General features: G+C 66.6%; 29 protein-coding genes and 1 tRNA gene. 14 read left to right on the top strand and 16 right to left on the bottom strand.

Annotated elements, in window-relative coordinates; genetic code table 11:
* Positions 1-10: 10 nt before the first annotated feature.
* The 4 genes from AC1RNQ_RS18175 to virB11 are packed head-to-tail and all read left to right on the top strand — an operon-like array spanning position 11 to position 3595.
* On the top strand, positions 11-838 hold the full coding sequence (locus tag AC1RNQ_RS18175) for a VirB8 family type IV secretion system protein (RefSeq protein ID WP_493173387.1): 828 nt from the start codon (positions 11-13) through the stop codon (positions 836-838).
* Positions 835-1530: a TrbG/VirB9 family P-type conjugative transfer protein gene (locus tag AC1RNQ_RS18170; protein WP_493173385.1), complete on the top strand. Its 696-nt coding sequence runs from the start codon at positions 835-837 to the stop codon at positions 1528-1530. Before AC1RNQ_RS18175 ends, AC1RNQ_RS18170 begins: the two co-directional genes overlap by 4 nt.
* The gene (locus AC1RNQ_RS18165; protein ID WP_493173383.1) at positions 1527-2594 is read left to right on the top strand and encodes a TrbI/VirB10 family protein; all 1068 of its coding nucleotides are present in this window, start codon (positions 1527-1529) and stop codon (positions 2592-2594) included. Before AC1RNQ_RS18170 ends, AC1RNQ_RS18165 begins: the two co-directional genes overlap by 4 nt.
* The gene (gene virB11, locus AC1RNQ_RS18160) at positions 2594-3595 is read left to right on the top strand and encodes a P-type DNA transfer ATPase VirB11 (protein ID WP_493173381.1); all 1002 of its coding nucleotides are present in this window, start codon (positions 2594-2596) and stop codon (positions 3593-3595) included. The genes AC1RNQ_RS18165 and virB11 overlap by 1 nt, the downstream gene beginning before the upstream one ends.
* Before the next feature lie 73 nt (positions 3596-3668).
* On the opposite strand, the gene AC1RNQ_RS18155 is transcribed toward virB11, so the two are convergent.
* Positions 3669-4643, bottom strand: coding sequence for a right-handed parallel beta-helix repeat-containing protein (locus AC1RNQ_RS18155; RefSeq protein WP_493173379.1), 975 nt, complete (start codon positions 4641-4643; stop codon positions 3669-3671).
* Positions 4644-4986: 343 nt separating this feature from the next.
* On the opposite strand from AC1RNQ_RS18155, the gene AC1RNQ_RS18150 reads away from it, so the two are divergent.
* Positions 4987-5076 (top strand) — tRNA-Ser (locus AC1RNQ_RS18150).
* Positions 5077-5186: 110 nt separating this feature from the next.
* Positions 5187-5570, top strand: coding sequence for a heat shock protein HspQ (hspQ, locus tag AC1RNQ_RS18145; protein WP_493173377.1), 384 nt, complete (start codon positions 5187-5189; stop codon positions 5568-5570).
* Between the two features lie 9 nt (positions 5571-5579).
* Here hspQ and AC1RNQ_RS18140 read toward each other — a convergent pair whose 3' ends face one another.
* Complete coding sequence (locus tag AC1RNQ_RS18140; protein WP_493173375.1) at positions 5580-6464, bottom strand: ABC transporter permease; 885 nt, start codon at positions 6462-6464, stop codon at positions 5580-5582.
* Between the two features lie 109 nt (positions 6465-6573).
* Between AC1RNQ_RS18140 and AC1RNQ_RS18135 the strand changes: the two genes are divergently transcribed.
* Together AC1RNQ_RS18135 and AC1RNQ_RS18130 are read left to right on the top strand one after the other, a co-directional pair.
* Positions 6574-7266, top strand: coding sequence for a GcrA family cell cycle regulator (locus tag AC1RNQ_RS18135; protein ID WP_493173373.1), 693 nt, complete (start codon positions 6574-6576; stop codon positions 7264-7266).
* 10 nt (positions 7267-7276) lie between these two features.
* On the top strand, positions 7277-7672 hold the full coding sequence (locus tag AC1RNQ_RS18130; RefSeq protein WP_493173371.1) for a PaaI family thioesterase: 396 nt from the start codon (positions 7277-7279) through the stop codon (positions 7670-7672).
* A gap of 66 nt (positions 7673-7738) precedes the next feature.
* Here AC1RNQ_RS18130 and AC1RNQ_RS18125 read toward each other — a convergent pair whose 3' ends face one another.
* Entirely contained in the window at positions 7739-8575 is an 837-nt protein-coding gene (locus tag AC1RNQ_RS18125) for an outer membrane protein (protein WP_493173369.1), read from the bottom strand.
* A gap of 106 nt (positions 8576-8681) precedes the next feature.
* Positions 8682-10166: a ComEC/Rec2 family competence protein gene (locus tag AC1RNQ_RS18120; protein WP_493173368.1), complete on the bottom strand. Its 1485-nt coding sequence runs from the start codon at positions 10164-10166 to the stop codon at positions 8682-8684.
* 113 nt (positions 10167-10279) lie between these two features.
* Here AC1RNQ_RS18120 and parE point away from each other — a divergent pair, with 113 nt between their 5' ends.
* From parE to AC1RNQ_RS18100, 4 genes are all read left to right on the top strand, one after another.
* A complete protein-coding gene (gene parE, locus AC1RNQ_RS18115) occupies positions 10280-12259 on the top strand; it encodes a DNA topoisomerase IV subunit B (protein ID WP_493173366.1) in 1980 nt (659 codons plus the stop codon).
* An 82-nt stretch (positions 12260-12341) separates the two neighbouring features.
* Positions 12342-12866 (top strand): RNA polymerase sigma factor, encoded by a 525-nt coding sequence (locus AC1RNQ_RS18110; RefSeq protein WP_493173364.1) that lies wholly within the window; start codon positions 12342-12344, stop codon positions 12864-12866.
* Positions 12863-13453 carry a hypothetical protein gene (locus AC1RNQ_RS18105; protein ID WP_493173362.1) on the top strand — a complete coding sequence of 197 codons (591 nt, stop codon included), beginning with the start codon at positions 12863-12865 and terminating at the stop codon, positions 13451-13453. The genes AC1RNQ_RS18110 and AC1RNQ_RS18105 overlap by 4 nt, the downstream gene beginning before the upstream one ends.
* Positions 13450-14763: a serine hydrolase gene (locus AC1RNQ_RS18100; RefSeq protein ID WP_493173360.1), complete on the top strand. Its 1314-nt coding sequence runs from the start codon at positions 13450-13452 to the stop codon at positions 14761-14763. Before AC1RNQ_RS18105 ends, AC1RNQ_RS18100 begins: the two co-directional genes overlap by 4 nt.
* Before the next feature lie 3 nt (positions 14764-14766).
* On the opposite strand, the gene AC1RNQ_RS18095 is transcribed toward AC1RNQ_RS18100, so the two are convergent.
* From AC1RNQ_RS18095 to uvrC, 7 genes are read right to left on the bottom strand one after another with little or no spacing between them, the layout of a single operon-like run.
* Positions 14767-15558: a LysR family transcriptional regulator gene (locus AC1RNQ_RS18095; protein WP_493173358.1), complete on the bottom strand. Its 792-nt coding sequence runs from the start codon at positions 15556-15558 to the stop codon at positions 14767-14769.
* On the bottom strand, positions 15555-15956 hold the full coding sequence (gene apaG, locus AC1RNQ_RS18090) for a Co2+/Mg2+ efflux protein ApaG (protein ID WP_493173357.1): 402 nt from the start codon (positions 15954-15956) through the stop codon (positions 15555-15557). The genes AC1RNQ_RS18095 and apaG overlap by 4 nt, the downstream gene beginning before the upstream one ends.
* Before the next feature lie 17 nt (positions 15957-15973).
* Positions 15974-17179, bottom strand: a complete 1206-nt coding sequence (locus AC1RNQ_RS18085) for a trans-sulfuration enzyme family protein (protein WP_493173355.1) — start codon at positions 17177-17179, stop codon at positions 15974-15976.
* Positions 17180-17195: 16 nt separating this feature from the next.
* Positions 17196-18242 (bottom strand): 3-isopropylmalate dehydrogenase, encoded by a 1047-nt coding sequence (leuB, locus tag AC1RNQ_RS18080; protein ID WP_493173353.1) that lies wholly within the window; start codon positions 18240-18242, stop codon positions 17196-17198.
* A 48-nt stretch (positions 18243-18290) separates the two neighbouring features.
* Entirely contained in the window at positions 18291-19028 is a 738-nt protein-coding gene (gene recO, locus AC1RNQ_RS18075; RefSeq protein ID WP_493173351.1) for a DNA repair protein RecO, read from the bottom strand.
* The gene (locus tag AC1RNQ_RS18070; RefSeq protein ID WP_493173349.1) at positions 19016-19408 is read right to left on the bottom strand and encodes a PaaI family thioesterase; all 393 of its coding nucleotides are present in this window, start codon (positions 19406-19408) and stop codon (positions 19016-19018) included. The genes recO and AC1RNQ_RS18070 overlap by 13 nt, the downstream gene beginning before the upstream one ends.
* A 13-nt stretch (positions 19409-19421) precedes the next feature.
* Positions 19422-21356 carry an excinuclease ABC subunit UvrC gene (gene uvrC, locus AC1RNQ_RS18065; protein WP_493173347.1) on the bottom strand — a complete coding sequence of 645 codons (1935 nt, stop codon included), beginning with the start codon at positions 21354-21356 and terminating at the stop codon, positions 19422-19424.
* A 72-nt stretch (positions 21357-21428) separates the two neighbouring features.
* Here uvrC and AC1RNQ_RS18060 point away from each other — a divergent pair, with 72 nt between their 5' ends.
* Complete coding sequence (locus AC1RNQ_RS18060; RefSeq protein WP_493173345.1) at positions 21429-22148, top strand: SDR family oxidoreductase; 720 nt, start codon at positions 21429-21431, stop codon at positions 22146-22148.
* Between the two features lie 13 nt (positions 22149-22161).
* Positions 22162-22809, top strand: coding sequence for a glutathione S-transferase family protein (locus AC1RNQ_RS18055; RefSeq protein ID WP_493173343.1), 648 nt, complete (start codon positions 22162-22164; stop codon positions 22807-22809).
* Between the two features lie 3 nt (positions 22810-22812).
* Here the strand turns inward: AC1RNQ_RS18055 and AC1RNQ_RS18050 are convergent, their stop codons facing one another.
* From AC1RNQ_RS18050 to AC1RNQ_RS18030, 5 genes are all read right to left on the bottom strand, one after another.
* The gene (locus AC1RNQ_RS18050) at positions 22813-23358 is read right to left on the bottom strand and encodes a F0F1 ATP synthase subunit B family protein (protein WP_493173341.1); all 546 of its coding nucleotides are present in this window, start codon (positions 23356-23358) and stop codon (positions 22813-22815) included.
* Positions 23351-23848 carry a F0F1 ATP synthase subunit B family protein gene (locus tag AC1RNQ_RS18045; protein WP_493173339.1) on the bottom strand — a complete coding sequence of 166 codons (498 nt, stop codon included), beginning with the start codon at positions 23846-23848 and terminating at the stop codon, positions 23351-23353. The genes AC1RNQ_RS18050 and AC1RNQ_RS18045 overlap by 8 nt, the downstream gene beginning before the upstream one ends.
* Before the next feature lie 71 nt (positions 23849-23919).
* Complete coding sequence (locus AC1RNQ_RS18040) at positions 23920-24150, bottom strand: F0F1 ATP synthase subunit C (RefSeq protein WP_037515205.1); 231 nt, start codon at positions 24148-24150, stop codon at positions 23920-23922.
* A 42-nt stretch (positions 24151-24192) separates the two neighbouring features.
* Complete coding sequence (locus tag AC1RNQ_RS18035; RefSeq protein WP_493173939.1) at positions 24193-24945, bottom strand: F0F1 ATP synthase subunit A; 753 nt, start codon at positions 24943-24945, stop codon at positions 24193-24195.
* Positions 24946-25008: 63 nt separating this feature from the next.
* On the bottom strand, positions 25009-25338 hold the full coding sequence (locus AC1RNQ_RS18030) for an AtpZ/AtpI family protein (RefSeq protein ID WP_493173336.1): 330 nt from the start codon (positions 25336-25338) through the stop codon (positions 25009-25011).
* Positions 25339-25672: the final 334 nt, after the last annotated feature.

Below are 25672 nucleotides of genomic sequence, written 5' to 3'. Positions count from 1 at the left end.
GAAACAGGACATGAAACAGAACCGCGAAGAGTATCTGCAGGCCGCCGAAAGCTGGGGTGCCGACCGTCATACCGAGCTGACCAAGTCGCGGCGCACCGCGTGGATCGTCGCATCGGTCGCGGCGGCGATCGCGCTGTGCGAGGCGCTGGCGCTCGTCTTTTTGACGCCGCTCAAGACCGTCGAGCCCTATACTTTGCTCGTCGATCGCCACACCGGCTACGTCCAGGCGCTCAATCCGCTCGCGCCGGCGAAAGTGAGCGGCGATACCGCGCTGACCCAAAGCTTCCTGGTCCAGTACGTCATCGCGCGCGAGAATTACGACGTCGATTCGGTGCAGAACGACTATCGCAAGGTCGCGCTGTGGTCCGCCGACCGCGCACGCAGCGATTATCTGACGCTGATGCAGTCGGGCAGCGCGGCGAGCCCACTGGTCAAATATCCGCGCGGAACCGTCGTCGAGACGCAGGTGAAGAGCGTGTCGCCGGTGAGCGCCAATGTCGCGCTGATCCGCTTCGACACGCGCCGCCGCGACGCCACCGGCGACTGGCAGCCCGCGCAAAGCTGGGTCGCGACGATCCGCTATCGCTATTCGGGCGAGCCGATGAAGCAGGAGGACCGGGTGTTCAACCCGCTCGGTTTCCAGGTGCTGCGCTATCGCCGCGATCCCGAAATGCTGCCTGCTGCGGTACCAGTGGCCACTCCGGTCGCGGGACCGGGCAACCCCGCCGCACCGGCGGCGGTCGAGGGCGGTGCGCTGCCGCAGCCGCCCCCGTCGAACCGCCCGCGCCGCGGCGACACGGTCAAGGTGCTGCCCGACGGGACGCAGGTCACGCTGTGATCCGCTCGGCCGCCCTTCTTGCCACGGCGCTGTTCGCCCTGCCCGCGCTGGCGCAGGTCGATCCGGTGCCGGTCGGCATCGATCCGTCGATCCAGGCGGTGACCTATGCCGAGGGCAAGGTCGTCCGCCTGAGCGCGGCGCCCGGCTACCAGCTCACGGTCGAAATATCGGCCGACGAGACGATCGAGAATATCGCGCTCGGCGACAGCAGCGCCTGGCAGGTGGCACCCAGCCGCCGCGGCGACCGCATCTTCGTCAAGCCGCTGCAATATGGCATCACCACTAACATGACCGTGGTGACCGGCACGCGCACCTATTTGTTCGAGCTCGCGCCGTCGAACGGCGGCGCCGGCGACGCGCAGATCGTGCGCTTCGTCTACCCCGAACCGACGCCGGTCTCGACCCCGCCCGACGAACAGCGCGTCGACCAAGGGCTCTACAAGCTCACGGGCACGCGCGAGCTCTTCCCCTCGGCGATCAGCGAGGATGGGCTGCGCACCTTCATGCAATGGGACGCCGACGCGACGCTCCCCGCGGTCTACACCGTCGACGAGCTCGGGCAGGAAAAGCTGGTCGACGCGATGATGCGCGACGGCATCCTCACCATCGACGAGGTCGTCCCGCGCCTCGTCTTCCGGCTCGACGGCAAGCTCGCGCGTGCCGTCCGCCGCAGCCAGGCGCGCGTTAAATGACTGACACCACCGTTCCCGAAACGCCCGGCGCCGCGCCCGACAACGCCCCGGTCGTGCGCCGCCCGCGCCAAGGCTTGCCGACCCCGCTGCTCGTCGGCTTCGCCTTGCTGGCCGCGGTGCTGCTGTTCGTGATCCTCGAAGGCCGGCGGCAGGGCGCCGAAGCGCCCGCGGTGACCGGCGGGCCGGTCGCGATGATTTCCGCGCCGCCGCCGCTCGCGCTGCCCGACTATCCGCAGCCGCCCGAACCGCTGCCCGCGCCATTCGTCGATACGCCCGCCCCGGCGGCGCCCAGCACGCCGCCCGGACCGCCGCAGGTCGTCTATATGCCGCAGCCCGCGCCGTTGGGCCCGCCGCAGGGCTACGACCCGCCACAACCGCCGCCGCGCGCGGTCGGCGCCGGATCGGTGCTCGTCTACGATGGCGCCGGCGGTACCGCAGCGGCCGGATCGCAAGGCAATGACGGCGACACCCAGCAGCGCGGCGCCGGCCCCGCCGAAGCAGGCCGTGTCCGCGCCGGCGTGCTCGCCAACCGCGGTACCACGGTCGTCCAGGGCTCGCTGATCCCCGCGGTGCTCGAAACCCCGCTCGACAGCTCGCGCCCCGGTTTCTCGCGCGCGGTCGTCTCGCGCGACGTGCGCGGCTTCGACGGCAGCCGCATCCTCATCCCGCGCGGCAGCCGGCTGATCGGCGAATATCGCTCCGAAGCGACGCAGGGCCAGAAGCGCGCCTTCATCACCTGGACGCGGCTGATCCGCCCGGACGGCGCGACGATCCAGCTCAACTCGCCGTCGGGCGATCCACTCGGGCGCGGCGGGATCAAGGCAAAGGTCAACAGCCACTTCTTTTCGCGCTTCGGCGAGGCGATCCTGCAGTCGGTGCTCGACATCGGGGTCAACGCGGCAGCCAGCGCGACCAATTCGCCCGTCGTGATCCTGCCCGGCGGCACCGGGGCGCAGCGCCCGCAGCCCGCGACGATCGCACCCACGCTGAAAGTCGATCAGGGCACCAGTATCTCGGTCTTCGTCGCGCGCGACCTCGACTTCTCGGGCGTCGAGCGCCGCTGATGAGCAATGTCGCGGCCCTGCCCGACGACCGCGTCTATTTCCGCAGCTATCTCGCGCCGCTGGCGCCGCTACTCGCGCGCGACGATGTCACCGACATCTATATCAACCGGCCCGGCGAGGCGTGGGCCGAATCGCTGACCGGCAGGATCGAAACGCACGAACTGCCCGCACTCACCGAGCAATTGCTCGAACGGCTCGCGCGCCAGATCGCCTCGCTGTCGCACCAGGGGATCAGCCGCGAACATCCTCTGCTCTCGGCGACGATGCCCGATGGCGCGCGTGTCCAGATCGTTGCGCCGCCCGCGACGCGCGGCGGCATGGTGCTTGCGATCCGCAAGCATGTGTCGCCCGATCTGCGGCTCGACGATTATGCCGACAGCGGCGCTTTTGCGGCGACGAAGACCGGGCGGATCGGCGACAAGGACGAACTCGACCGGCGGCTGCACGAGTTGCTCGATGCCGGCGACATCCCCGAGCTGCTCCGCGCCGCGGTCCAGAACCGCAAGAATGTCCTGATCTCGGGCGGCACCTCGTCGGGCAAGACGACCTTCCTCAACGCGCTGCTGCGCGAGATCCCCGAACGCGAGCGGTTGATCCTGATCGAGGATACGCCCGAAATCACCATCCACCATCCCAACGCGGTCGGTCTGCTCGCCGCCCGCAGCGCGCTCGGCGAAACGCATACGAGCGCCGAGGACCTGCTCAGCGCCTCGCTGCGCCTGCGCCCCGACCGCATCATCCTCGGCGAATTGCGCGGGGTCGAAGCCTTCTCCTTCCTGCGCGCGGTCAACAGCGGCCATCCGGGGTCGATGACGACGATCCACGCCGACAGCCCCGAACGCGCGATCGAGCAGCTTACCCTGCTCGTGCTCCAGGCGGGCAGCCAGCTCGCGCGTGCCGACGTGCATCATTATGTGCACTCGACGGTCGATGTCTTCGTCCAACTCGGCCGCAGCGGCGGTAAGCGGCACATCAGCGAAGTGAAATTGCGAGAGACCTGATGCGCAGACGGCAGGCGCGAAAATGGGCGCCCGGCTCGGCCGGACGCCCGTTTTCATTGCCGATCGGCGAAGGTTACTGCTTGGTCGCAGTCGCCGTGAAGGTGCCGTTGGTGCCATTCGACACGAGCACATTGTCGCTGAAGCTGACGAGATTACCGCCGGTCAGCGAACGCACGCCATTGCCGTTCTGCGTGATCGTATTGCCGCTGACGTTGATCGTCGCCAGCGCGTCTTCGGACATCACGCCCGTGCTGCCGTTGCCGGTCACGACCGTGTCGACCAGTGTGATGTTCGCCGTGCCGCCGCCGGCCGCCGAGCGGACATAGATGCCGATCTGGCTGTCGGTGACCTCGCTGCCCGAAATCGTGCCCTTGACGCTCGAACCCGCAGCGCTCGCATCGATGCGGATGCCGCCGCGATTGTTGTCGGCAAGCCGGCTGTTCGCGATCAGGATGTTCGCCGCGACGTTCGCCGCCGGCTGCACCAAAATGCCGCCAGTAACGCCCGACGAGGCACCATTTTCGACGAGCACGACATTGTCGACGGTCAGCGTCGCTCCTGTGGCCGAGGTCGGGGCGAAGTTGATCCCGAAGGCACCCGCCCCCCGAAAGCCGCGGATCGTCGAATTCTTGATGTGCAGGCCGCCGCCGGCGAGGAAACGCACGCCGTTGAGCCCGGTGCCGAGTCCCTGGAGGTCGAAGCCGCTGAGGACGACGACGTCGGTGGCCGCGGCATTGACGATGATGGCATTGGTACCCGACACCAGCACGCCGTTCAGTACATTGTCGCAGTTGAGCGCGATGGACTTGGTGATCGTTACCGCGCCGAAACCGCCCGGATCGATGCAGTTGATCTCGCCGCCGGCGGCGGTCTTCGAAATCGCGCCCTGGAAAGTCTTGCACGGCGCGGTGCGGCTGCACGGGTTGGCGTCGTCGCCGACACCCGAGATCCAGGTGCGCGTCGCCTGCGCCGAGGCGGGCGTCGCGAGCGGAATGGCGAGCATCGCCACAAAGGCGGCGAGCAAGCCGCGAAGCATGTATCTGTTCATAGATGTTCCCCCATAATCGCCCCGATCGCTTGCCGACCGGTGGCCGGGCGGCGGGGCATAGTCCCACTCAAAACTTCGATCGAAACGGAAATGCGCGCTTCGACCCATCGCACGCGCTTCCATCAAACGTGGAGATTCGCCGCCTCCCCACGAAGCCGGACTCTCCTGATGGCTTCATGGCAGTATTGGCTATGGCTAGCAAGTGCTTAACCATCGCGTCCTGGCTGCCAAAATGACAGCTATCTACTTATTTTTATTCATTCTTCTGCCTCAATAAAACTTTGCGGCACGCGCAGGGGTTGCCAGACGCGGCAGCCACCGCTAGGGGCGTCTGCCTCAGCGAGGAGAGTTGGCTGAGTGGTCGAAAGCGTCGCACTCGAAATGCGAAGTGCCGGCAACGGTACCGAGGGTTCGAATCCCTCACTCTCCTCCATTTTCCTACCGACCATGATCATGCCGCCGCGCCTGCGGGCCGGCCATGGTCGCGGCGGTGCGGCGTCATATCCCACTTGAATCGCTGCGGGATCGTCATAGATTCATCATATGACGTTCAAATCCCTCTCCGAGTCCTCGCTGGACACCGGCGGCATCAACCCGCCGCTGATCGGTAGCGCGACCTTCGCGCCCGGCGACATCGTGCGCCACCGTATGTTCGATTTCCGCGGCGTCGTGTTCGACATCGACCCGGTCTTCGCGAACAGCGACGAATGGTATGAAGCGATTCCCGAGGGCATGCGTCCGGCAAAGGAACAGCCCTTCTACCACCTGCTCGCCGAAAATGAGGATTCGTCCTATATCGCCTATGTCAGCCAGCAGAATCTGGTCGCCGACGGCGATCGCGGCCCGGTCGAACATCCGCAGATCGAGGCGATGTTCGACGGGATCGAGCGCGGCCGCTACCGCCTCCGCGCAATCCACCGCCACTAAGTACGCCGGTCAGGCTTTAAGCTTCCAGCCCGAAGCGAGCAGGCGATAGGTCAGCAGACCCAGCACCAGATTGACCCCGACCAGTACGAGGATCGCGGTCAGGATCGGGTTCGCAATCGTCGAATCGACGGTACCGATGAAGCCGTAGCGGAAGCCCATGATCGCATAATAGACGGGGTTGGCGTGCGCGATGCCCTGGAACATCGGCGCGAGCCGGTCGATCGCGTAGAATGTTCCCGACAGCAGCGCCAGCGGCGTCACGACGAAATTGGTCACCGCGGCGGCGTGGTCGAACTTCTCCGCCCAGACCGAGGTGATCAGCCCGAGAAAGCCGAGCATCGCCGCACCGAGAATGCCGAACACCGCGACCGCCCACAGATGATCGGGCATCACATGCACCCCCGGCCAGAGCAGCATCGCGAGCCACAGCGCGCAGCCGACGAGGACCGCGCGCGTCACCGCGGCACCGATCAGCGCGATGATCAGTTCACCCACCGCGAGCGGCGGCATCAGATAGTCGACGATCGTCCCCTGGATCTTGCCGACCAGGAGCGAGAAGGAGCTGTTTGCGAAACTGTTCTGCAGCATCGCCATCATGATCAGCCCCGGCGCGACGAAATCGGCGAAGGGTACGCCGATCACGGTGCGCCCCGCACCGCCCAGCGCAACGGTGAAAATGACGAGGAAAAGAAGCGTCGTGATCGCCGGTGCCCAGATTGTTTGGAGCTGCACCTTGAAAAAGCGCCGCACCTCCTTGACATATAGGGCCTGCATGCCGGGCACGTTGAGCGTTCGGATATGCGGCACGCCGGGCTCCGCGAAAGGCGGAGTCGCGGCGAAATCACCCGAGGAAACACCCGAGTCGCGGCGTGAAATTTGGGGCTGGTCGTTCATGGCGTTCTCGCCTATCGCCTCCCCGACTTTCCCGCAAGCTGGCCGGCGACGCGAGGGTCCGAACGGACCGGCGACCGACCCGCTACGCGGAATGATAAGGATTTGAAGCATGTCTTGGACCGACGAGCGCATCGAGAGCCTGCGCAGCATGTGGGAAAAGGGGCTGACCGCCAGCCAGATCGCCGACGAACTCGGCGGGGTCAGCCGCAATGCGGTGATCGGCAAGGCGCACCGCCTGGGTCTCAAGTCGCGCCCCTCGCCCGTGAAGGCGACCGAAAAGGCCAAGCCCGCGGTCAAGGCTGCCGCGCCCGCGGCGTCGCGTCCCGCAACGCCGCCCCCCGCGCCGCGCGCCGCGGCACCCGCTCCGGCGCGTCCGGTCGCCCCCGTGCGTCCCGAACCCAAGCCCGCACCCGAAACCGATGGCGACGATGCCGACTTCGTCGAAGCCGCGCCCAAGCCCGACGCGCCGCGCATCGTCTCGATCGGCCCCGGCGGCTTCATCCGCCAGGGTCCCGGCGACCAGCAGGCGCCGATCCCGCCCGCGCCGCCACGCCGCTTGGTGCCCGCGAAGCCGAGCCCGGAAATCGCCGGCAAGACCAGCCTGCTCGACCTCAACGACCGCATCTGCCGCTGGCCGATGGGGCATCCGGGCGAGCCCGACTTCCATTTCTGTGGCGTCGCGGTGAACCCCGGCTTCCCCTATTGCGTCGAGCATTGCGGCCGCGCCTATCAGGCGCAGTTGCCGCGCGGCACGCGCCGTCCGCCTCCGCCCCCGCCGTTCGGAGGCCCCCGGGTCCGCTAAGGCGCGTGCGTTGAGGCCGTTCGAGCAGAGTTTCGAGTTCGCGCGCGCACTCGGCCTTCAGATGGTCGAGCGCGGCGACGGCCGCTGCGCGATGGCGATCGATGTCGAGCCCGCGCGCCATTTCAGCCCGCAAGGCGCGGCGCACGGCGGCGTCGCCTACAGCCTTGCCGACACGGCGATGGGTGGGGCGCTGACCAGCCTGCTGCCGGCCGACCATTGGTGTGCGACGCTGGAAATCAAGTTCAACTATCACGCTCGCGTCGTCGAGGGCCGGCTGACCTGCGAGGCCGAAGTGCTGCACCGCGGCAAGCGCATCGCCAATATCGACGCGCGGCTGTACCAGCACGGCAAGCTGGTCAGCAGCGCCAACGGCAGTTTCGTGATCTTCCCGGCGCCCGCCGCCTGACAAGGGAAAGGCGCCGAACCGCATTCCGGTCCGGCGCCTCCCCTAATCTCCCGCGGTTTGCCAACCTCAGAAGCGGAAGTTCAAGCTCGCGCGCACGCTGTGCGTCCGGAAATGATCGTCGCCGCGCTTGATGTCGGTGCCCGGCCCGTTCTGCAGGAAGGCATTGGTCGGCCCCGCGGTCCCCGCGCCGACATTGACGACGAAGTCATCGTCCTGGATGTCGGTGTAAAGATATTCGAGCCCGAGCGAGATATTCCTGGTCAGCATCGCCTCGGCACCGCCGCCCGCGACATAGCCCCAGCCGTTGGTCCGGCCGTTATCGGCGAAGCTGTTGACGCTGTTGGTGGTCGAGAAGCGATTGTCGAGCTTGGCATAGGCGCCGCCACCGGTTGCATAGAAGAGCACGCCGCCGCCGGGGGTATAGCCCGCGCGCAGCCGCGCATTGGCCTGATAATCGGCCGAGCGCGAGAAACGATAGGCGGCGGGTGTCGTCGAGAAGCCCGAGACCGCGTCGCGCGCTTCGCTGCGCCCGCCCTCGATCACCGCGCCGATCACGATATTGCCCATGCGCTTGTCGTAACCGAGCTTGCCGAAATATTCGAAGCCGTCCTTGTCGTTGCGGCAATCGACGTTCGCGGTCCCGGTCGGCGATCCGCCGCAGAAGCCCGGCGAAAAGGCGTCGGTGCCGCCCGCGGTGTTGACGGTCTCGCCATAGGTGCCGTCCTGGTTGGTGTCGAAGACGAGGGTCTCGCGCCCGTCATTGGGCTGGACGGTGTAACCGCCGGTCACGCCGACATAGGGGCCGTCGAAATCCTGCGACTTGTCGCGGTCGCTCTGGGCGAGCGCGGGCGAGGCGAGCGCCATCGCGGCCGCGGAAGCGGCGAGGAGAGCCAAGGTTTTCATATTTTTACTCCACTTTTTGAAGGACTTTGCAGTCCGTGGAGCAACCCTGTGCCTTGCCCCGAAGTTCCGCCTTGTTCGGAAAACGGGTTGAACCGAGCCGGCCAGCCTAGGCCTTGGGCGCCGACCTTTTGATCACCGCGCGCGCGAATTCGACCGCGCCCGTCGCCGAAACGGTAAAGCGATAGGCCTCATTCATCCCCTTCTTGCCGCTGTGGGTGAAAGCGAGCACGCGCGTGCCGTCGGTTCGGATATGTACGATGCCGAAATTGGTCCGCTCGAACCCTTCGAAGCGGCGTTCGGGCTTGCCGCCGCCCGCGGGCTGAATCACCGTTCCGCGATAGGCGAAGAAGGCGGCGAGCTCGGTGTTGAATATCACCGCAGGCGTCCCGCGCGACGCCTGCCCCAGCGCCGCCATCAGCGTCGCGCGCGGGTGGATATATTCCTTGGCCTCGCTCTCGTCGCCCGACGAGATCAGCGACACCACCGGGCTCGCCTCGCGCAGATAGGCCATTTCGAAATCGGCGGCGCCGTGATGCGGCACCTTCAGTATCTCGGCGGTCAGTGAGGCCTGCGGCATTGCCTCGCGCAGCATTGCCATCGATTCATGGTTGAGGTCGCCGGTCAGCAGGAAGCGGACATTGCCGTAACGCATCCGGAAGCTGATCGAATGGCCGTTGATCGTGTGCGACGCGGATACCGAGCCGCCGGTCGGCGGCACCGTCCCGGTCATCAGCCCGGCGTCGTCCGGCGGGTCGCGAAAGAAGCGCAGCGCGGGCTTGCCGCCGACGACTTCCGAGATCGGTCCGTGCATTTCGACGAACACCCCCTCGTCGGCGAGGAAGTCGAAGGCGTCGCCGCGCAGATGGTCGATCCTTCGTACCGCGATCGGCGCGCCCGTCACCGCCCTCGTCCGCGCATCCCAATGGTCGAGCGTCGCGCACCAGGTGTCGAAGGGCTCGTTGCGGTCGATCGCCGCTACTGCGCGCGGATCCTCGACGAGTTCGGTGGCATAGCGGATCGCGCCCACCTTCTTGTTGGCCCCGAACATCTCGCTGTCGGGGCGCCGCGCGCCGCCGGGTTTCGAGGTCGGCCGCTTGACCAGCCCGTTGTGGAACACGCGCTTGGGCGCGATGAACAGCGCCTTGCCCGGGCGCGTGTCGCTTTCGGATTTCCGGATGTCGGTCAGCCCGTCGAAATGGTCGGCGTCGCCGTGGGTGACAATGATCGCGTCGACGATTCTGGGCGCCGCCGCACTGCTGTTCGGAAAGCGCGCCGCCGCGTGGCGCGCGAACAATTTATTGTCGCCGCCGTCGATGAAGATCGTCTGGCCGCCCGGCGTCTCGATGATCAGCCCGTCGCCCTGCTGCACGTCGATCATCGACAGCCGCATGATCGGGGTCGTGCGCAGCGCCGTCCGCGCGTCGATGAAGCCTTCCCAGTCGGCGCCGTTCTGCCCACGCATGCGCACCCGCATCTTGCCCGCGACATCGCCAGCCGGCAGCCGCTCGACCGCATCGCCCCAATAATGTTCCCAGATCTCGCCATCGTCGCGCCGCAGCACCACGATATCGTCGTCGAGATATTGCGCCATAGCCCCCTCCATCGCCGTCACCGCGATCCTACCACGCGTCCGGTGACAAGTATGGGACCAAAGCGCCATCGACGCCCTTGCCACCGCGACTCCTCGGCTCCTATAGCGGGGATATGAGTCACGATTTGTTCGACGGCAGCACGCCCGCCACCGAAAGCTACAACGCCTCGCAGATCGAGGTTCTGGAGGGGCTCGAACCGGTGCGCCGGCGCCCCGGCATGTATATCGGCGGCACCGACGAGCGCGCGCTGCACCACCTCGCCGCCGAGATCATCGACAACAGCATGGACGAGGCCGTCGCGGGGCATGCGACGCGGATCGAGATCAGCCTCGACGTCGGCAACCGGCTGACCGTCGTCGACAACGGCCGCGGCATGCCCGTCGACCCGCACCCCAAATTCCCCGGCAAGTCGGCGCTCGAGGTCATCATGACCATGCTCCACTCGGGCGGCAAGTTCGAGGGCAAGGCCTATGCGACCTCGGGCGGTCTCCACGGCGTCGGGGTCAGCGTCGTCAACGCGCTGTCGAACGACACGGTTGTCGAGGTCGCGCGCAACAAGACGCTCTATCGCCAGCGTTTTTCGCGCGGCACACCGCTCGGCAAGCTCGAAGAGCTCGGCCCGACGCCGAACCGCCGGGGCACCAGCGTCTCCTTCGTCCCCGACCCCGAAATCTTTGGCGACCATGGCCGCTTCAAGCCGCAGCGCCTCTACCGCATGGCGCGCTCGAAGGCCTATCTCTTCGCCGGGGTCGAGATCCGCTGGAAATGCGCCGCCGAACTGATCGGCGACGACACCCCGAGCGAGGCGGTATTCCAGTTCCCCGGCGGCCTCGCCGATCATTTGAAGGAGCAGATCGGCACGCGCGAATGCGCGACCGCCGAGCCCTTTATCGGGCGGCAGGATTTCCCGAACGACCAGGGCCGCGCCGAATGGGCGATCGCTTGGCCTTTATGGTCCGACGGCTCGTACAGCTGGTATTGCAACACCATCCCGACCCCCGCCGGCGGTACCCATGAAGCGGGACTACGGTCGGCGCTCACCAAGGGCCTGCGCGGCTTCGGCGAGCTGATCGGGCAGAAAAAGGCCGCGCAGATCACCGCAGAGGATGTGTTCAACGGCGGTGAGATGATGCTCTCCGTCTTCATCCGCGACCCGCAGTTCCAGAGCCAGACCAAGGATCGGCTGTCGAGCCCCGAGGCCGCGCGTTTCGTCGAGAATGCCGTGCGCGACCATTTCGACCATTATCTGTCGGACAATATGGACCGCGGCCGCGCGCTGCTCGGTCTCGTCCTCGACCGCATGGACGAGCGGCTGAAGCGCAAGGCCGAGCGCGAAGTCAAGCGCAAGACCGCGACCAGCGGGCGCAAGCTGCGCCTGCCCGGCAAGCTCACCGATTGTGCGAACGACGGCCCCGAAGGCACGGAATTGTTCATCGTCGAAGGCGACAGCGCGGGCGGCAGCGCCAAGCAGGCGCGCGACCGCAAGACGCAGGCGATCCTGCCGATCCGCGGCAAGATCCTGAACGTCGCGAGCGCGACCAACGACAAGATCCGCGCCAATCAGGAAATCGCCGATCTCGCGCTCGCGCTGGGCTGCGGCATGCGCAAGGATTGCGACGCCGATCGGCTGCGCTACGAAAAGATCGTGATCATGACCGATGCGGACGTCGACGGCGCGCATATCGCGACCTTGCTGATGACCTTTTTCTTCCAGGAAATGCCCGACATCGTGCGCCGCGGCCATGTCTATCTCGCGCAGCCGCCGCTCTATCGCCTGACCGCGGGCAGCACCTCGGCCTATGCCCGCGACGACGCGCACCGCGCCGAGATCGAGGCAACCTTGTTCAAGGGCAAGAAGGTCGAGGTCGGCCGCTTCAAGGGGCTGGGGGAGATGAACCCGAACCAGCTCAAGGAAACGACGATGGATCCCGCGACGCGCTCGATGCTGCGCGTCACGCTGCCTCAGGAATATGAGGAGCGGCATCTGGTCAAGGACCTCGTCGACCGGCTGATGGGCAAACATCCCGAACATCGCTTCCAGTTCATCCAGGCCAATGCCGCGAGCCTCGACGAGGCGGCGATCGACGCCTGACGGAAAAATTTCGCGCCGCCCGTCAGAAATCCGTTCCGCGTCCGACTAAAGGATCATGCGGCACGAAACTCTGGAGACCCGGGTGACCGAAAGCGAGCAGGACCGGCATTTCGCGGAAGCGATGGCGCGCTTCGGCGGCGCGCTCGCGCGCCTCGCCCGTGCCTATGAAGCTGACGCCGACCTGCGCCGCGACCTCGAACAGGAATTGCAGGTCGCGCTGTGGCAGAGCTTCGCCGGGTTCGACGGCCGCTGTTCGCTCAGCACCTGGGTGTGGCGCGTTGCGCACAACCGGGCGACATCGCACATGCTCGCGCGGCTGCGCCATGCCCGCCGGAGCTGGTCGAGCATCGAGGACCTCGACATCGCCGACGATGCCCCTTCCCCGCTCGATGCGGCCGAAAGCGGACAGGCGATGGCGCTGATCCTGGCGATCGTCGACCGGCTCGACCCGCCCGACCGGCAGATATTGCTGCTCTATCTCGAAGGCGTCGCGGGGGCCGAAATCGCCGAGGTGACGGGGGTGTCGGCCGATGTCGCCGCCGCCAAGATCTCCCGCTTCAAGACCATGCTGACGCGCCGCTTCGCCGCGGCTGGAGTGATGACATGACCGACTTCCCCGACGAAACGCGCCTCCGCGCGCTGTGGCAGGGTGGCGAGGCGGCTCTCGCCCCCCTGCCGCTCGACGAGGTCAAACGGCGCGCCGTGGGCTTCGGCGACGCCATCCGCCGGCGCAACCGGCGCGAATATGGCGCGGCAGCGGTCGTGGTGGCGATTTTCGCGCTCTATGCCATCTTCCTGCCCGAACCTTTGCTCAAGCTCGGCAGCCTGCTCGTCATCGCCGGCGCGCTTGTCGTCGTCTGGCAGCTTTCGCGCCGCACCTCGCGCGCCGATCCCGATGCCGAGGCGCAGGATGTCCGCGGCTATTATCGCGCGCGGCTGGTCCGCGAAGAGCATATGCTCGCGCGTATCGGCCGCTGGTATCTCGCGCCCTTCGCGCCCGGCCTGCTGGTCTTCCTCGCGGGGCTGGCCAAGGCGACCGAATTGCGCAGTCCGGTCAGCTTCGCGCTGCTGATCGCCTTTCAATTGTCGGTGTTCGGCGGCATCTGGTGGCTCAATCGCCGGGCCGCCGCGATGCTCCGCGCGCAGATCGACCGGATCGACCGTGCCCATTCCCCCCAAGGAGACCTGTTATGAAGCCTTTGCTCGCCTCGCTCTTGGCCGCGTCGACGATCGCTTTGCCCTGCACCACCGCGCTTGCCCAGCAGGCGCCGGAGGCGGCCAATGCGGCCGGCACGGTCTTCGACCGCCGCGCCGCACAGCTCGTCGACCTGCTCGCGGGACGCATCGTCTTCGCCGATTATTTCGACCCGTCATTCCAGGCCGCACTGCCCGAGGCGCAGTTCAAGGCGATCAACGCCAACCTGATCGCGCAATATGGCCAGCCGGTCGCGGTCGACCGGGCGACCTCGACCGACGGGCGGTCGGGCACGGTTCTGCTGCGCTTCGAAAAGGGCGTGGGCACCGTCGCGCTCGACGTCGGCCCCGACGCCGACGCGCGCGTCACCGGGCTCCGTCTCACCCATTTCGAGATGGCGAACGACGGTTTCGACAAGGTCGCCGCCGAAATCGCCGCGCTGCCCGGCAGCAGCGGCTTCCTCGTCGCCGAGATCGACGACAAGGCGGTCAAGCCGATCGCGGCTGCCAACGCCGACCGGCAGTTTGCGATCGGATCGACCTTCAAACTCTATATCCTCGACGAACTCGCGGCGCAGGTCGCCGCGGGCCAGCGCAAATGGTCCGACGTCGTTCCGTTGAGCCACGCCAGTTTCTCGTCGGCGGGAACCGCGAACTGGCCGAAGGATACGCCGGTCACGCTGCAGACGCTCGCCAACTGGATGATCTCGGTCAGCGACAACGGCGCAACCGACACGCTGATCCACCTGCTCGGCCGCGAAAGGATCGAAACGCGGATGCGCGGCACGGGGCATAGCGCGCCGTCGCGCAACATCCCCTTCCTCACCACGGTCGAGGCCTTCGCGCTGAAGGGTAATAATTTCGCCGCCGAGCGCGACGCCTTCGTCGCCGGAGACGACAAGGCGCAGCGGACGCTGATCGAAGCGAACAAGGACCGCCTCATCCTATCCAATATCGACGGCGTCAGCTTCAGCGGCGGTCCGCGCTTCATCGACAGCCTCGAATGGTTCGCTAGCCCCAACGACATCGCCCGCGCCTTCATCGACCTGCGCGAACGCGGATCGCAGGACGCGATGGCGGCGATGGCGATCAACAACGGCGTCGGGCCGGGCACCGCCGCCGGCTGGTCGTATCTCGGCTACAAGGGCGGTTCCGAACTTGGCGTGCTGTCGATGAGCCTGTTCGGTCAGCGCAAGCCCGATGGCAAATGGTTCGTCGTGACCGCGAGCTGGAACAATGCGGAGGCCGCGGTCTCGACCGAGACGATGGTCGGCCTCGTCACGCGGTTGCTCGCGCTGGCGAGCAAATAGGGGTCAGGCCGTCAGCGCCGCGACCAGCGCCCTGACCTTCGCCTGCCGCCATTGCGGCGTCGGCGCGACGAGCCAGTAGCCGCGCCGCACCTCGAAAGCCTCGCGCACCACCCGCACGCGGCCCGATGCGATATCGGCCTCGGCGAGCATCGCGGGGACGTTTGCCTGCCCCAGCCCGTTGGCGGCGGCGTCGATCGCCAGACCCGCGTCGCTCAGCCGCAGCGCGGGCTCGCCTTCGTCGACCGGGCACCCCGGCCAGGCGATCCGCGTCTCGCTCTCGCTGCCCGGACCCGCGACGGTCACCATCATCGCCTCGGCAAGCGCCACGCCCTCATGCTCGCCCGCGTCATCGGTCCAGAAGATCGCGAGGTCGAGGTTGGCTTCGGTGAAATCGATCCCCGCGTCGGCGGACACCAGGGTGAAGCGCACGTCGGGCGCTTGCTGGCTGTAGCGCGCGAGCCGCGGCGCGAGCCATTTGGCGGTCAGGTCGCGCGGCGCCGCGATCGTCAGCGATTGCGACGACTGCCCCGCCTGCATCGCGCGCACCGATTCCTCGAACTGCAGGAAGCCCTGCCGCAGCGCGTCGAGTCCCGCGTTGGCTTCGCCGGTCAGTTCGAGCCCCTTGGGCGTGCGGCGGAAGAGCACGACGCCGAGCATGTCCTCGAGCGCGCGAATCTGCTGCCCTACCGCGGCCGGGGTCACCGCCAGCTCGTCGGCGGCGCGGGTGAAGCTGAGGTGACGGGCGGCCGCGTCGAACACGCGCAGCGCGTTGAGCGGCAAATGGGTGCGTTTCATGAGGCGGTCGCAGGCATCTTCAGGAGGAAATGCGGGATGGCGACGAGCATGTGCGATCCGTCGGCCGTCTGCATGTCGTAGCTGCCGATCATCGATCCCTCGGGGGTCGGCAGCGGGCAGCCCGAGACATAGTCGAACGCGCCGCCGGGCTGAATCAACGGCTGTTCGCCAACCACGCCCTCGCCCTCGACCTCGCTGACCTGGCCGTGGCCGTCGACGATGCGCCAGTGGCGGTTGATCAGCTGCACCGCCGCCTCCCCATGATTTTCGATCCGCACATGATAGGCCCAGAACCAGCGCCCGAGCGACGGGTGCGACTGTTCGGGCAAATAGCTGACCGCGACGCGCACGGTGACCGACCCGGTCGTCTCGGCATAAGGAAAGAAGGAGTCGATCATCACCCGCCCAGAGTCGCCTAAAGCCCGACCTTGGTCAATGCCTGGTCCAGGTCGGCGATCAGGTCGCGCGGATCCTCGAGCCCGATGTTGATCCGCAGCATACCCTCGACCACGCCCATGTCGGCGCGCGCCTCGGCACTGACGCCATAGTGCGTCGTCGAGGCGGGATGGCAGCAGAGGCTGCGCGAATCGCCGATATTATTGCTGATATCGACCAGTTCGAGCGCGTTGAGCATCGCCATCGCCTGCTTGCGATCTTCGAGGATGAAGGAGAAGATCGGCCCGCACGCCTCCATCTGGCTCATCGCCAGATTATGCTGCGGGTGGCTGGCGAGACCGGGGTGCAGGATCTTCGCCACGCGCTTCTCGACGAACTTGCCGACGGTCAGCGCATTTTCCGACTGGCGCTTGGCGCGCAGGTCGAGCGTTTCGAGGCCCTTGAGCACGACCCAGGCGTTGAAGGGCGCGAGGTTCGGCCCGGTGTTGCGCTGGAACGGCAGCAATATATCGTTGATGAACTTCTCGGTCCCGCACACCGCACCGGCGAGCACGCGGCCTTGCCCTTCCATCAGCTTGGTCGCCGAATAGGCGACAACGTCGGCGCCGAAGTCCATCGGGCGTTGCAGTACGCTGGTCGCAAAAGCATTGTCGACAACGCTGGTGATGCCATGCGCCTTCGCGAGCGCGCAGACATGCTTCATGTCGACGATGTCCATCGTCGGATTGGCGGGGGTTTCGAAGAAGAAGACCTTGGTGTTCGGCCTGATCGCCTTTTCCCACGCGTCATTGTCGCGGCCATCGACCACCGTCGTCTCGATCCCGAAGCGCGGGCAGAGATGGTCGACGAGCCAGCGGCACGATCCGAACGCGGCTTTCGCCGCGACGATATGGTCGCCCGCCGACAGCTGACAAAGCAGCGCCGTGGTCATCGCCGCCATGCCTGTCGCCTGCGCGCGGCATGCCTCGGCGCCTTCCATCAGCGCGATCCGTTCCTCGAGCATCGCGACGGTGGGGTTCTGCAGCCGCGAATAGGTCATGCCCTGCGCTTCGCCGGCAAAGCGCGCTGCGACTTCCTCGGCATTGTCATAGGTATAACCCGAGGTCAGGAACAGCGCCTCCGACGTCTCGCCATGCTCGCTGCGCCAGGTGCCGCCGCGCACCGCCTGCGTCGCGGGATGCCAGCTTCGCGTCGTATCGCGATCGAAACCCGTGGTTTTCTTCATCTCGTCTATCCGTACTCTAGTTCTTCAGGGCTGCAACGACTGCATCGCCGAGCGCGACCGTGCCCATGGTTCCGCCGAGGTCGGCGCCGCGGCAGCCGTCGGCGAGCACTTTCGCCACCGCCGCCTCGATCCGTGCCGCGCTCGCCTCGTCGCCGCCCGAATGGCGGAGCAGCATCGCGAGGGACAGGATCATCGCGAGCGGATTGGCGACGCCCTGGCCCGCGATGTCGGGCGCGCTGCCGTGGATCGGTTCATAGAGCCCGCGCCGGCCTTCGCCAAGCGAGGCCGAGGCGAGCAAGCCGATCGAGCCGACACACATCGACGCCTGATCGGACAAGATGTCACCGAACAGGTTTCCGGTCACGACGACGTCGAACTGCCCCGGGTTTCGCACCAGCTGCATCGCGGCATTGTCGACATACATATGGCTGAGTTCGACATCGGGATAGTCCTTCGCGACTTCGATCACGACGTCGCGCCAGAGCTGCGAGGTTTCGAGCACATTGGCCTTATCGACCGAGCAGAGCTTGCCGCGGCGGCCCTGCGCGGCCTTGAACGCAACATGCGCGATGCGGCGCACCTCGCTCTCGCTGTACGACATGATGTCATAGCCCTCGCGCTCGCCGCCCGCCGTGGTGCGCGTGCCCTTTTCGCCGAAATAGACGTCGCCGTTGAGTTCGCGGACGATCAGCAGGTCGATCGCCGAGGCGACTTCGGGGCGCAGCGCCGAGCTGTCCTCGAGCCCGGCGAAGAGCTTGGCCGGGCGCAGGTTGGCGAAGAGCCCGAGCTCGGCGCGCAGGCCCAGGATCGCTTGTTCGGGCCGCAAATGGCGCTCGACATTGTCGAAGCGCGGGTCGCCGACCGCACCGAACAGCAGCGCGTCGGCCGCCTTGGCCTTAGCGAGCGTCTCCGCGGGCAGCGGATGCCGGGTCGCTTCATAGGCCGTGCCGCCGACGAGCGCGCGGTCGAGCGTCACCGGAAGCGCGAGCGCGGCGAGTATCTTCTCGGCCTCCGCCATGATCTCGGGTCCGATACCGTCACCAGCCAGCAGCAGGATATTCAATGCGTTGCCCTTTCGTGTCTCGCGAGCCGCTTAGACAGCGAAGGGCGGCTACGCAACTGCCCTGCCGAGCCGATCGACCAGCCGCGCGCGGACTTCGAGCAGGTCGCGGTTGCGTCCCTCGATCAGGTCGCGGTCGAGGAAGTGGCCGGTGATCGCCAGCCCGTCGAGTACATCGCCCATCGTCTCGGCCGGTCCGGCTCCGCGCAGGAAAGCCGGCAGGCGCAGCAGCCGCTCTTCATAGCCGATCGCCGCCTCGACGCACACCGCGCCACCCGACTTGGGGCTGACGAAGGCCAGATGATCGCGCGATCCCGTGACCACGCACTCGTCGAGGTCGAGCCCGAACCCCAGTTCGGCGAGCAACAGCAGCTCGTAGCGTGCCAGCGCCGCGGCCCATTGCCTTGCCGAAGATGCCACAGCGACCGCATTGAGCAGGCCCGACAGCGCCGCGTAAAGCGCAGGATAGGGCTGGCTCTCGGGCAGGATCGCCGCGGTCACGCTGGTCACCCAGTCGATCGCCGCCGCGGCCAATGGTTCGGCCAGCAACGGGGCACGGCTCGCGAGCAATTCGGCCGTTGCCCCGGCCAATTGCTCCTCCGTCCGCGCGCGCAGTTCGAGCGCGACCAGATTTCCGGGCATCAGGATCGGCCGCAGCCGCCGCGAACGCCCGCCGCGGACATAGCCCGCGACCAGCCCCGCCTCGCGCGTCAGGGCGCGGAGGATCGCGCCATGCTCGCCATGCGCGCGGACCGCGCAGACGATCGCTTCGGCGCTCAGGCTGGCCAAAGCACCAGCTGCGTCTGCGTCACCAGCGCGACGTCGGCGCCGTCCTCGGTGCGGATGCGCGTCTGCCACACGGAGACGCGCTTGCCGATCTTCACCGGGGTCGCTTCGCCGACGAGCACCGACCCGACCGGTCCGCCACCGAGGAAATTGGTTTTGCTTTCGATCGTTGTCGTCCCGCTCGCGCCTTCGGGCAAAGTCAGGAACGCCCCCACCGCGCCGAGGCAATCGGCGAAGGCCATGATCGCACCGCCGTGGACGATATGGCCCGCGGTGCAGATTTCGGGGCGCACCGGCAGCTTGCCTGCAACGTGCTCCTTGCTTCCCTCGTCGATCGTCACGCCCAGCGTCGCCGCCAGCGGCATCATCGCGCCAAAATCCATCGTCCCGCTCTCCTCACCGTCCCGCGTGGTAGAAATCATGGACCGCCTGCGCCACCGCGGCGCTGACGCCGGGGGCCTTCTGCAGATCCTCGAGGCTGGCGCCGCGTACTGCGCGCGCGGTGCCGAAATGCATCAGCAGCGCCTTTTTGCGCGACGGGCCGATGCCCGGCACTTCGTCCAGCGGCGACGAGCCCATCGCCTTGGCGCGCTTCGCCCGGTGTGCACCAATGGCGAAGCGGTGGGCCTCGTCGCGGAGGCGCTGGATATAGAAGAGCACGGCATTGTTCGGCGGGAGCGTGAATTCGCGCCCGTCGGGGTGGTAGAAGGTCTCGCGTCCGGCATTGCGGTCGGGGCCTTTGGCGACCCCGATGAAGGTCAGGTCGTCGATCCCCAGTTCGGCGAACACCGAGGCGACCGCCGACACCTGTCCCTTGCCGCCGTCGATCAGCACCAGGTCGGGCCACTCGCCCCTGGTCCGCTCGGGATCCTCCTCGATCGCGCGGGCGAAGCGGCGCTGGAACACCTCGCGCATCATCGCGAAGTCGTCGCCCGGCCGGGTTTCGCTGCGCTTGATGTTGAACTTGCGGTACGCGCCCTTGATCCAGCCCTCGGGTCCCGCGACGACCATCGCGCCGAGCGCGTTGCTGCCCTGGATATGGCTGTTGTCGTAGATTTCGATCCGCTGCGGCGGATTGTCGAGGTCGAACAGATCGGCGAGTTCGCGGCCGAGCTTCGCCTGGCTGCTGCTCTCGGCGAGCCGGCGGTCGAGTTCCTCGCCGGCGTTGCGCACCGCCTGTTCGAGCAGGCGACGGCGGTTGCCGCGCTGCGGCACGCTGATCTCGATCTTGCGCTCGGCGACCTCGCCCAGTGCCTCGGCGAGCAACGCGCATTCGGCGGGCTCGCGGTCGACGAGGATTGTCTTGGGCGGCGGCACACCTTCGTAGAATTGCATCAGGAAGCTCGCCATCACTTCCGCTTCGGGCACCCCCGACACATGCGCCGGAAAAAAGCTGCGATGCCCCCAATTCTGGCCGCCGCGGATGAAGAAGCCCGCGATACACAGTTGACCGCCCTTGGCGGCGAGCGCGAAGACGTCGGCGTCGCCGAGGCCGTCGGCGTGGACCGACTGGCTGCCCTGGATGAAGGTCAGCGATTTGAGCCGGTCGCGCAGCACCGCCGCCTGCTCGAAGTCCATCGCCTCGGCGGCCTTGGTCATCGCGTCGCCGAGGCGCTTCTGTACCCCGGTCGAGCGGCCTTCGAGGAAATCCTGTGCGTCGCCGACAAGCTGCGCATAGTCCTCGGTCGAAATCCGGTCGACGCATGGCGCACTGCAGCGCTTGATCTGGTAGAGCAGGCATGGCCGCGAGCGGTTTGTGAAGAAGCTGTCGGTGCAGCTGCGGAGCAGGAAGGTCTTCTGCAGCGCGTTGAGCGTGCGCGTCACCGATCCGGCGCTGGCGAAGGGGCCATAGTAACGGCCCTTGGCACGCCGCGCGCCGCGGTGCTTCTGCACCCGGGGAAAGTCGTGGTCCATGCGCAGCAGGATGAAGGGGAAGCTTTTGTCGTCGCGGAGCAGCACGTTGTACGGCGGGCGGTAGCGCTTGATCAGCTGCGCCTCGAGCAGCAGCGCCTCGGCCTCGCTCGTCGTGGTGACGATCTCCATCGCCCGCGTTTGCGACACCATGCGCTGGAGCCGCTGCGGCAGGCGGGCGACCTGGGTGTAGTTGGTCACGCGGTTCTTGAGGGCGCGCGCCTTGCCGACGTAGAGCACGTCGCCGCGGGCATCGAGCATGCGGTACACGCCGGGGCGCGTCGGCAGTTTCTTCACGACGTTGCGGATTGCCTCGGCGCCACGTTCGAGGTCGGGCTTGTCGCCTTCCTCGCCGCTGCCGCGGACCACGTACGTCGCTTTCTCTTCGTTGAATCGTTCGGGGGCGTTCGGGCGGACCATGATTTTGCATGTAGGCGAGGACGATGCGAGCCGCCATAGTGTGACGGGTAAATCAACCATGGGAGGGGTCGCATGGAAATTCGCGGCAAAACGGCATTGGTTACTGGGGGCAGCGACGGCATCGGCCGGGAAATCGCGCTGCAGTTGCAGGGACTGGGCGCCGACGTGACGGTCACCGGGCGTTCGGCGGAGAAATTGCAGGCGATGGCGGCGCTGGGGTTCGGCACCATCGTCGGCGACTTGTCGGGTGCCGCCGGGATCGACGCGGTGGTCGATGGCGTTGCGGGCAAGCCGCTGGCGCTGCTGGTCAACAATGCCGGGGTCGGCAGCGATTATGAACTGGACGACGTCGCTTCGCTGACCAGCGCGGCGCAGTGCATCGACACCAACCTCTATGCGCCGATCGCCGTGATCACCCGGTTGCTGCCGCAGCTCAAGGCCCAAGGCGATGCGATCATCGTCAACGTCACGTCGGGGCTGGCGATCGCGCCGCGAGCCGGGGGGCCGATCTATTGCGCCACCAAGGCGGCGCTGCGCAGCTATACCCAGGCCATCCGCTACCAGCTCAAGGACAGCGGGGTGAAGGTGATGGAGGCGCTGCCGCCGCTGGTGGCGACGAACATGACCGCGGGGCGCGGCGGCAAGATGATGAACGCGGCCGATTGCGCCGCCGAGATCGTCGCCGGGATCAAGGCGAATAGCGCCGAGGTCGCGGTCGGGCAGACCAAGCTACTGCGGCTGGTGCACAGCATCTCGCCGGCGCTGGCGCGGCGGATCATGATCAAATATTAGGAGGCAGCAAGAGATGATCACCGTTTACGGCGAGGGCCGCGGGTTCCGGGTGGCGTGGCTGCTCGAGGAAATGGGGCTGGCGTACCGGCTGCGGCAGGTCGATTTGCTCGACGGGGTCGAGAACGACCATGAGTTCCAGGCGGTCAATCCCGCCGGGTTCATTCCGGCGATCGTCGACGGCGACACGGTGATGGTCGAGTCGATCGCCATCCTCCAATATCTGCTGGCCCGTTACGGCCCGAGCCCGCTGGCGCCAGCGCCCGGCGATCCGGATTTCGCTGCCTATCTGCAGTTTCTGCATATGGGCGAAGCGGGGCTCGCCGGGCCGGTCAATGCCATTGTGGCGACCAATATCCTGGCCCCGGAGGACGACAAGGCGAACTGGACCGTGGGCTGGGCCCGGGAGATATTCGAGAGCCGGTTGGGGCTGGTTTCCCGGCAGTTGGCCAGCACGCCCTATATCGCCGGAGAGCGCTTCACGGCCGCCGATATTTCGGTGACCTATGCGCTGCAGTTCGCCGAGCGGACCATCGGTTTCGAACATGGCGCGACCGAGCGGGCCTATATTGCCCGGACCACGGGCCGACCCGCCTACGGGCGGGCGATGGACAGTTGCCCGGCGACCAAGGCCTGGGTGGCCGGGCTCGCCGGGGTCAGCTGACGCTTAGCCCTTGGCGACGCCCGCTATCGCCTGATCGACGAGCGCCTTGTCGGCGGCCGCGTCGTGCTTGTCGGCGATCAGCCGCGCCGCGGCTTCGGTCGCAGCCTTCGCAGCGGCCGAGCGGACTTCGCTGAGCGCGGTTGCTTCGGCCGCGGCGATGCGGTCTTCGGCCATCTGCTTGCGGCGTCCGATCAGCGCGGTCGCGTCGGCTTTCGCCTTCGCCACCAGCGTTTCGGCCTCGGCCTCGGCGCGCGCGCGCATCTCGCCGGCTTCCTTGGCCGCATCGGCGAGCTTCGCCTCATATTCGGCCTTCAGCGATTCGGCGTCGAGCCGCAGCGCTTCGGCTTCCTTGAGCTGCTTGGTGATCTCGGCGATCTTGTTGTCGAGCATGCCCGCGACCAGCGCCGGCACCTTTTTCCACAGCAGGATGGCGATGAAGATCGCCATTGCGATCGACACCCAGACGGTCGCGTCGATGAAACCGAACGATACCGGTTCGACATGCACTTCGCCCGCGGCTTCCGAAAAAATCATCAGCAAATCAGCCATGGAGCACCGCCTTCACCGCCGACCTGACATCCGCCGCGCCGACCTTCACGCCCGACAGCTTGGCGACCAGGTCGCTCGCCGCTTCGGCCGCAACCGATTCGATTTCGGCCATCGCCGAGCTGCGCGCCGCCGAAATACCGGCTTCGGCCGCCGCCAGCTTGTCGCTGAGTTCGGCATCGACCTTGGCAAGACGCTTTTCGGCGTCCTTTGCGGCCTTGTCCTTGGCGTCGCCCACCGCCTTTTGCGCGGCGGCGCGGCTCGCATCGCCCTGCTGGCGATAGCTTTCCTCGAGCGCGTCGGCGGCGGCATGCGCCGCCTTGGCCGCGGCGAGATCGTCGGCCACCTTGCGGTCGCGCGCGTCCACCGTCGCCTCGATCTTCGGCAGCATGCCGCGGCCGATGACGAAGAAGACGAAGCCGAAGGTCAGCAGCACCCAGAAAATCTGCGATGCGGCATACCAGTTTTCAGCGAATTGGCTGATCTGAGGCATGGACTATCTCAACGAACAAAGAGGAAAGCAGTCGCGGGGCGGGCGCCGAAGCGCCTGCCCCGCCGACGAAATCAGGCTGCCTTGAGGTACAGCAGGATCGCGATCAGGAACGACAGCAGACCGAGAAGTTCGGCGGCCGCGAAGCCGATGAACAGGCGGCCCTGCTGGCCGTCGGCGGCTGCCGGATTGCGCAGTGCGCTTTCAAGGAAGCTGCCGAACACATTGCCCACACCGATGGCGGCCATACCGGCGCCGATGGCGGCCAGACCTGCGCCGATGAGCGAAGCTGCTTGAACGTCCATTATTTAACTCCTTGGGAAAAACGTCGATTAGGTGGTTGAAAATCAGTGGAGGTTGATCGCGTCGTTCAGATAGAGCGACGTTAGCAATGCGAAAACATAGGCCTGGATGCCGGCGACCAGCAGTTCGAGGCCGCTGATGCCGACCATCAGCGCCATGCTGGGGATGCCGACGCCGAGGCCGATCACCGGGCTGGCGGCCAGACCGTCGATGATGAACGAGGCGAACACCTTCATCAGCACGTGACCCGCGGTCATCGCGACGAACAGTCGCAGCGCGAGGCTGAACGGGCGGACGAGGAACGACACCAGCTCGATCACCGGGATCAGCCACATCAGCCAGATCGGGGTGCCGTGCGGGACGAAGAGCGAGAAGAAATGGAGGCCGTGGCGCCAGAAGCCGACGATCAGCACGATCGCGAAGCTGAGGATCGCGAGCACGCCGGTGATCGCGAAATGGCTCGTCACGGTGAAGGGGTGGACGCCGAACAGGCCGAGCGGCGCGAGGCCGATGACGTTGAGCATCAGGATGAACATGAAGAGCGAGAAGACGTAGGGCGTATATTTGCGGCCTTCGGGGCCGATATTGGCGTTCATCATACTGGAGATGAAGCCGGTGAAGCCTTCGACGGCGACCTGCCAGCGGCCGGGGACGAGCTGGCGCTTCATCCCGCCGATCATGAAGACCCACAAAAGCAGGCCGGCGATCACCATCCACATCGCGCTGGTGGTGAAGGCGACCTCGTGACCGCCGACATGGAACATGTCGAACATCTTCTGCACCTCGAACTGGTGCATCGGGTCCACTTTGCCTTGATCCGCCACGCGATACCTCGCCTAAATCCCAAACAAGTCCTGCGCTCAATCCGGCTTTGCAGGCCGGACGTTCGCAATCCGAAATATGTTCCTGAAGGCGACGGCTATTCCGAGGAACAGCACCACCAACAGGCCCCAGGGCGCCGTGCCGGCGAAATGGTCGATCGTCCAACCGACCAGCGCGCCGCCACCGATCCCGCCCAGCAGTTCGGCCAGGACGCGGTTGCCGAGCTTGTAATTCGCATCGGCTTCCGGTCCGGCGTTCACTGCGGTCCGTTTCGCTTCTGCGGCTTCGGCCCGGTCCAATCGCTCTTCGAGCGAGACCAGGCGCGAATCCTCCGAAGCTGGTTCCGGATCGCTGCCGTTCCCCGTCATTTCCGCCATCCTCCTGAAACAGAGCGGGAAATCCCCGATTCTGCCTGCGAAAAAAGGCCCGAAAAATCGGGGGACCCCTAAGGCGCGGTCCGTTTAGGAATGACGCCTCCGTAAGTCAATGCTTGTGCGCGGGTGCACAAAAATGGGGGCGCAATGATGTCTCTCCTTATCTCCGATGGCGCTGGGTGGCGAGCGGGTGGTTCGATCGACTCGCGCGACGCCACGAAACCACAAAGAGGGCGCGTCGCGCACGGTACGGCGCCCTAATCCGCCCGTAATTGCGCGCGCGTCGAGCCGATGGGCTGTGTTCGAATGCATAGGCGTCTTTGTGGCT

The organism is Sphingopyxis sp. GW821-FHT12F08, from assembly GCF_058806755.1.
The sequence above is the reverse complement of the archived record's forward strand: the minus strand, read 5'-3'. Positions and strand labels throughout refer to the sequence as shown.

Coding starts and splice junctions, on each gene's coding strand:
- AC1RNQ_RS18175 (WP_493173387.1), top strand. CDS start 11: ATGAAACAGAACCGCGAAGAGTATCTGCAGGCCGCCGAAAGCTGGGGT.
- AC1RNQ_RS18165 (WP_493173383.1), top strand. CDS start 1,527: ATGACTGACACCACCGTTCCCGAAACGCCCGGCGCCGCGCCCGACAAC.
- virB11 (WP_493173381.1), top strand. CDS start 2,594: ATGAGCAATGTCGCGGCCCTGCCCGACGACCGCGTCTATTTCCGCAGC.
- AC1RNQ_RS18155 (WP_493173379.1), bottom strand. CDS start 4,643: ATGAACAGATACATGCTTCGCGGCTTGCTCGCCGCCTTTGTGGCGATG.
- hspQ (WP_493173377.1), top strand. CDS start 5,187: ATGACGTTCAAATCCCTCTCCGAGTCCTCGCTGGACACCGGCGGCATC.
- AC1RNQ_RS18140 (WP_493173375.1), bottom strand. CDS start 6,464: ATGAACGACCAGCCCCAAATTTCACGCCGCGACTCGGGTGTTTCCTCG.
- AC1RNQ_RS18135 (WP_493173373.1), top strand. CDS start 6,574: ATGTCTTGGACCGACGAGCGCATCGAGAGCCTGCGCAGCATGTGGGAA.
- AC1RNQ_RS18125 (WP_493173369.1), bottom strand. CDS start 8,575: ATGAAAACCTTGGCTCTCCTCGCCGCTTCCGCGGCCGCGATGGCGCTC.
- AC1RNQ_RS18120 (WP_493173368.1), bottom strand. CDS start 10,166: ATGGCGCAATATCTCGACGACGATATCGTGGTGCTGCGGCGCGACGAT.
- parE (WP_493173366.1), top strand. CDS start 10,280: ATGAGTCACGATTTGTTCGACGGCAGCACGCCCGCCACCGAAAGCTAC.
- AC1RNQ_RS18105 (WP_493173362.1), top strand. CDS start 12,863: ATGACCGACTTCCCCGACGAAACGCGCCTCCGCGCGCTGTGGCAGGGT.
- AC1RNQ_RS18100 (WP_493173360.1), top strand. CDS start 13,450: ATGAAGCCTTTGCTCGCCTCGCTCTTGGCCGCGTCGACGATCGCTTTG.
- AC1RNQ_RS18095 (WP_493173358.1), bottom strand. CDS start 15,558: ATGAAACGCACCCATTTGCCGCTCAACGCGCTGCGCGTGTTCGACGCG.
- apaG (WP_493173357.1), bottom strand. CDS start 15,956: ATGATCGACTCCTTCTTTCCTTATGCCGAGACGACCGGGTCGGTCACC.
- AC1RNQ_RS18085 (WP_493173355.1), bottom strand. CDS start 17,179: ATGAAGAAAACCACGGGTTTCGATCGCGATACGACGCGAAGCTGGCAT.
- AC1RNQ_RS18070 (WP_493173349.1), bottom strand. CDS start 19,408: ATGGATTTTGGCGCGATGATGCCGCTGGCGGCGACGCTGGGCGTGACG.
- uvrC (WP_493173347.1), bottom strand. CDS start 21,356: ATGGTCCGCCCGAACGCCCCCGAACGATTCAACGAAGAGAAAGCGACG.
- AC1RNQ_RS18060 (WP_493173345.1), top strand. CDS start 21,429: ATGGAAATTCGCGGCAAAACGGCATTGGTTACTGGGGGCAGCGACGGC.
- AC1RNQ_RS18055 (WP_493173343.1), top strand. CDS start 22,162: ATGATCACCGTTTACGGCGAGGGCCGCGGGTTCCGGGTGGCGTGGCTG.
- AC1RNQ_RS18050 (WP_493173341.1), bottom strand. CDS start 23,358: ATGGCTGATTTGCTGATGATTTTTTCGGAAGCCGCGGGCGAAGTGCAT.
- AC1RNQ_RS18045 (WP_493173339.1), bottom strand. CDS start 23,848: ATGCCTCAGATCAGCCAATTCGCTGAAAACTGGTATGCCGCATCGCAG.
- AC1RNQ_RS18040 (WP_037515205.1), bottom strand. CDS start 24,150: ATGGACGTTCAAGCAGCTTCGCTCATCGGCGCAGGTCTGGCCGCCATC.
- AC1RNQ_RS18035 (WP_493173939.1), bottom strand. CDS start 24,945: ATGCACCAGTTCGAGGTGCAGAAGATGTTCGACATGTTCCATGTCGGC.
- AC1RNQ_RS18030 (WP_493173336.1), bottom strand. CDS start 25,338: ATGACGGGGAACGGCAGCGATCCGGAACCAGCTTCGGAGGATTCGCGC.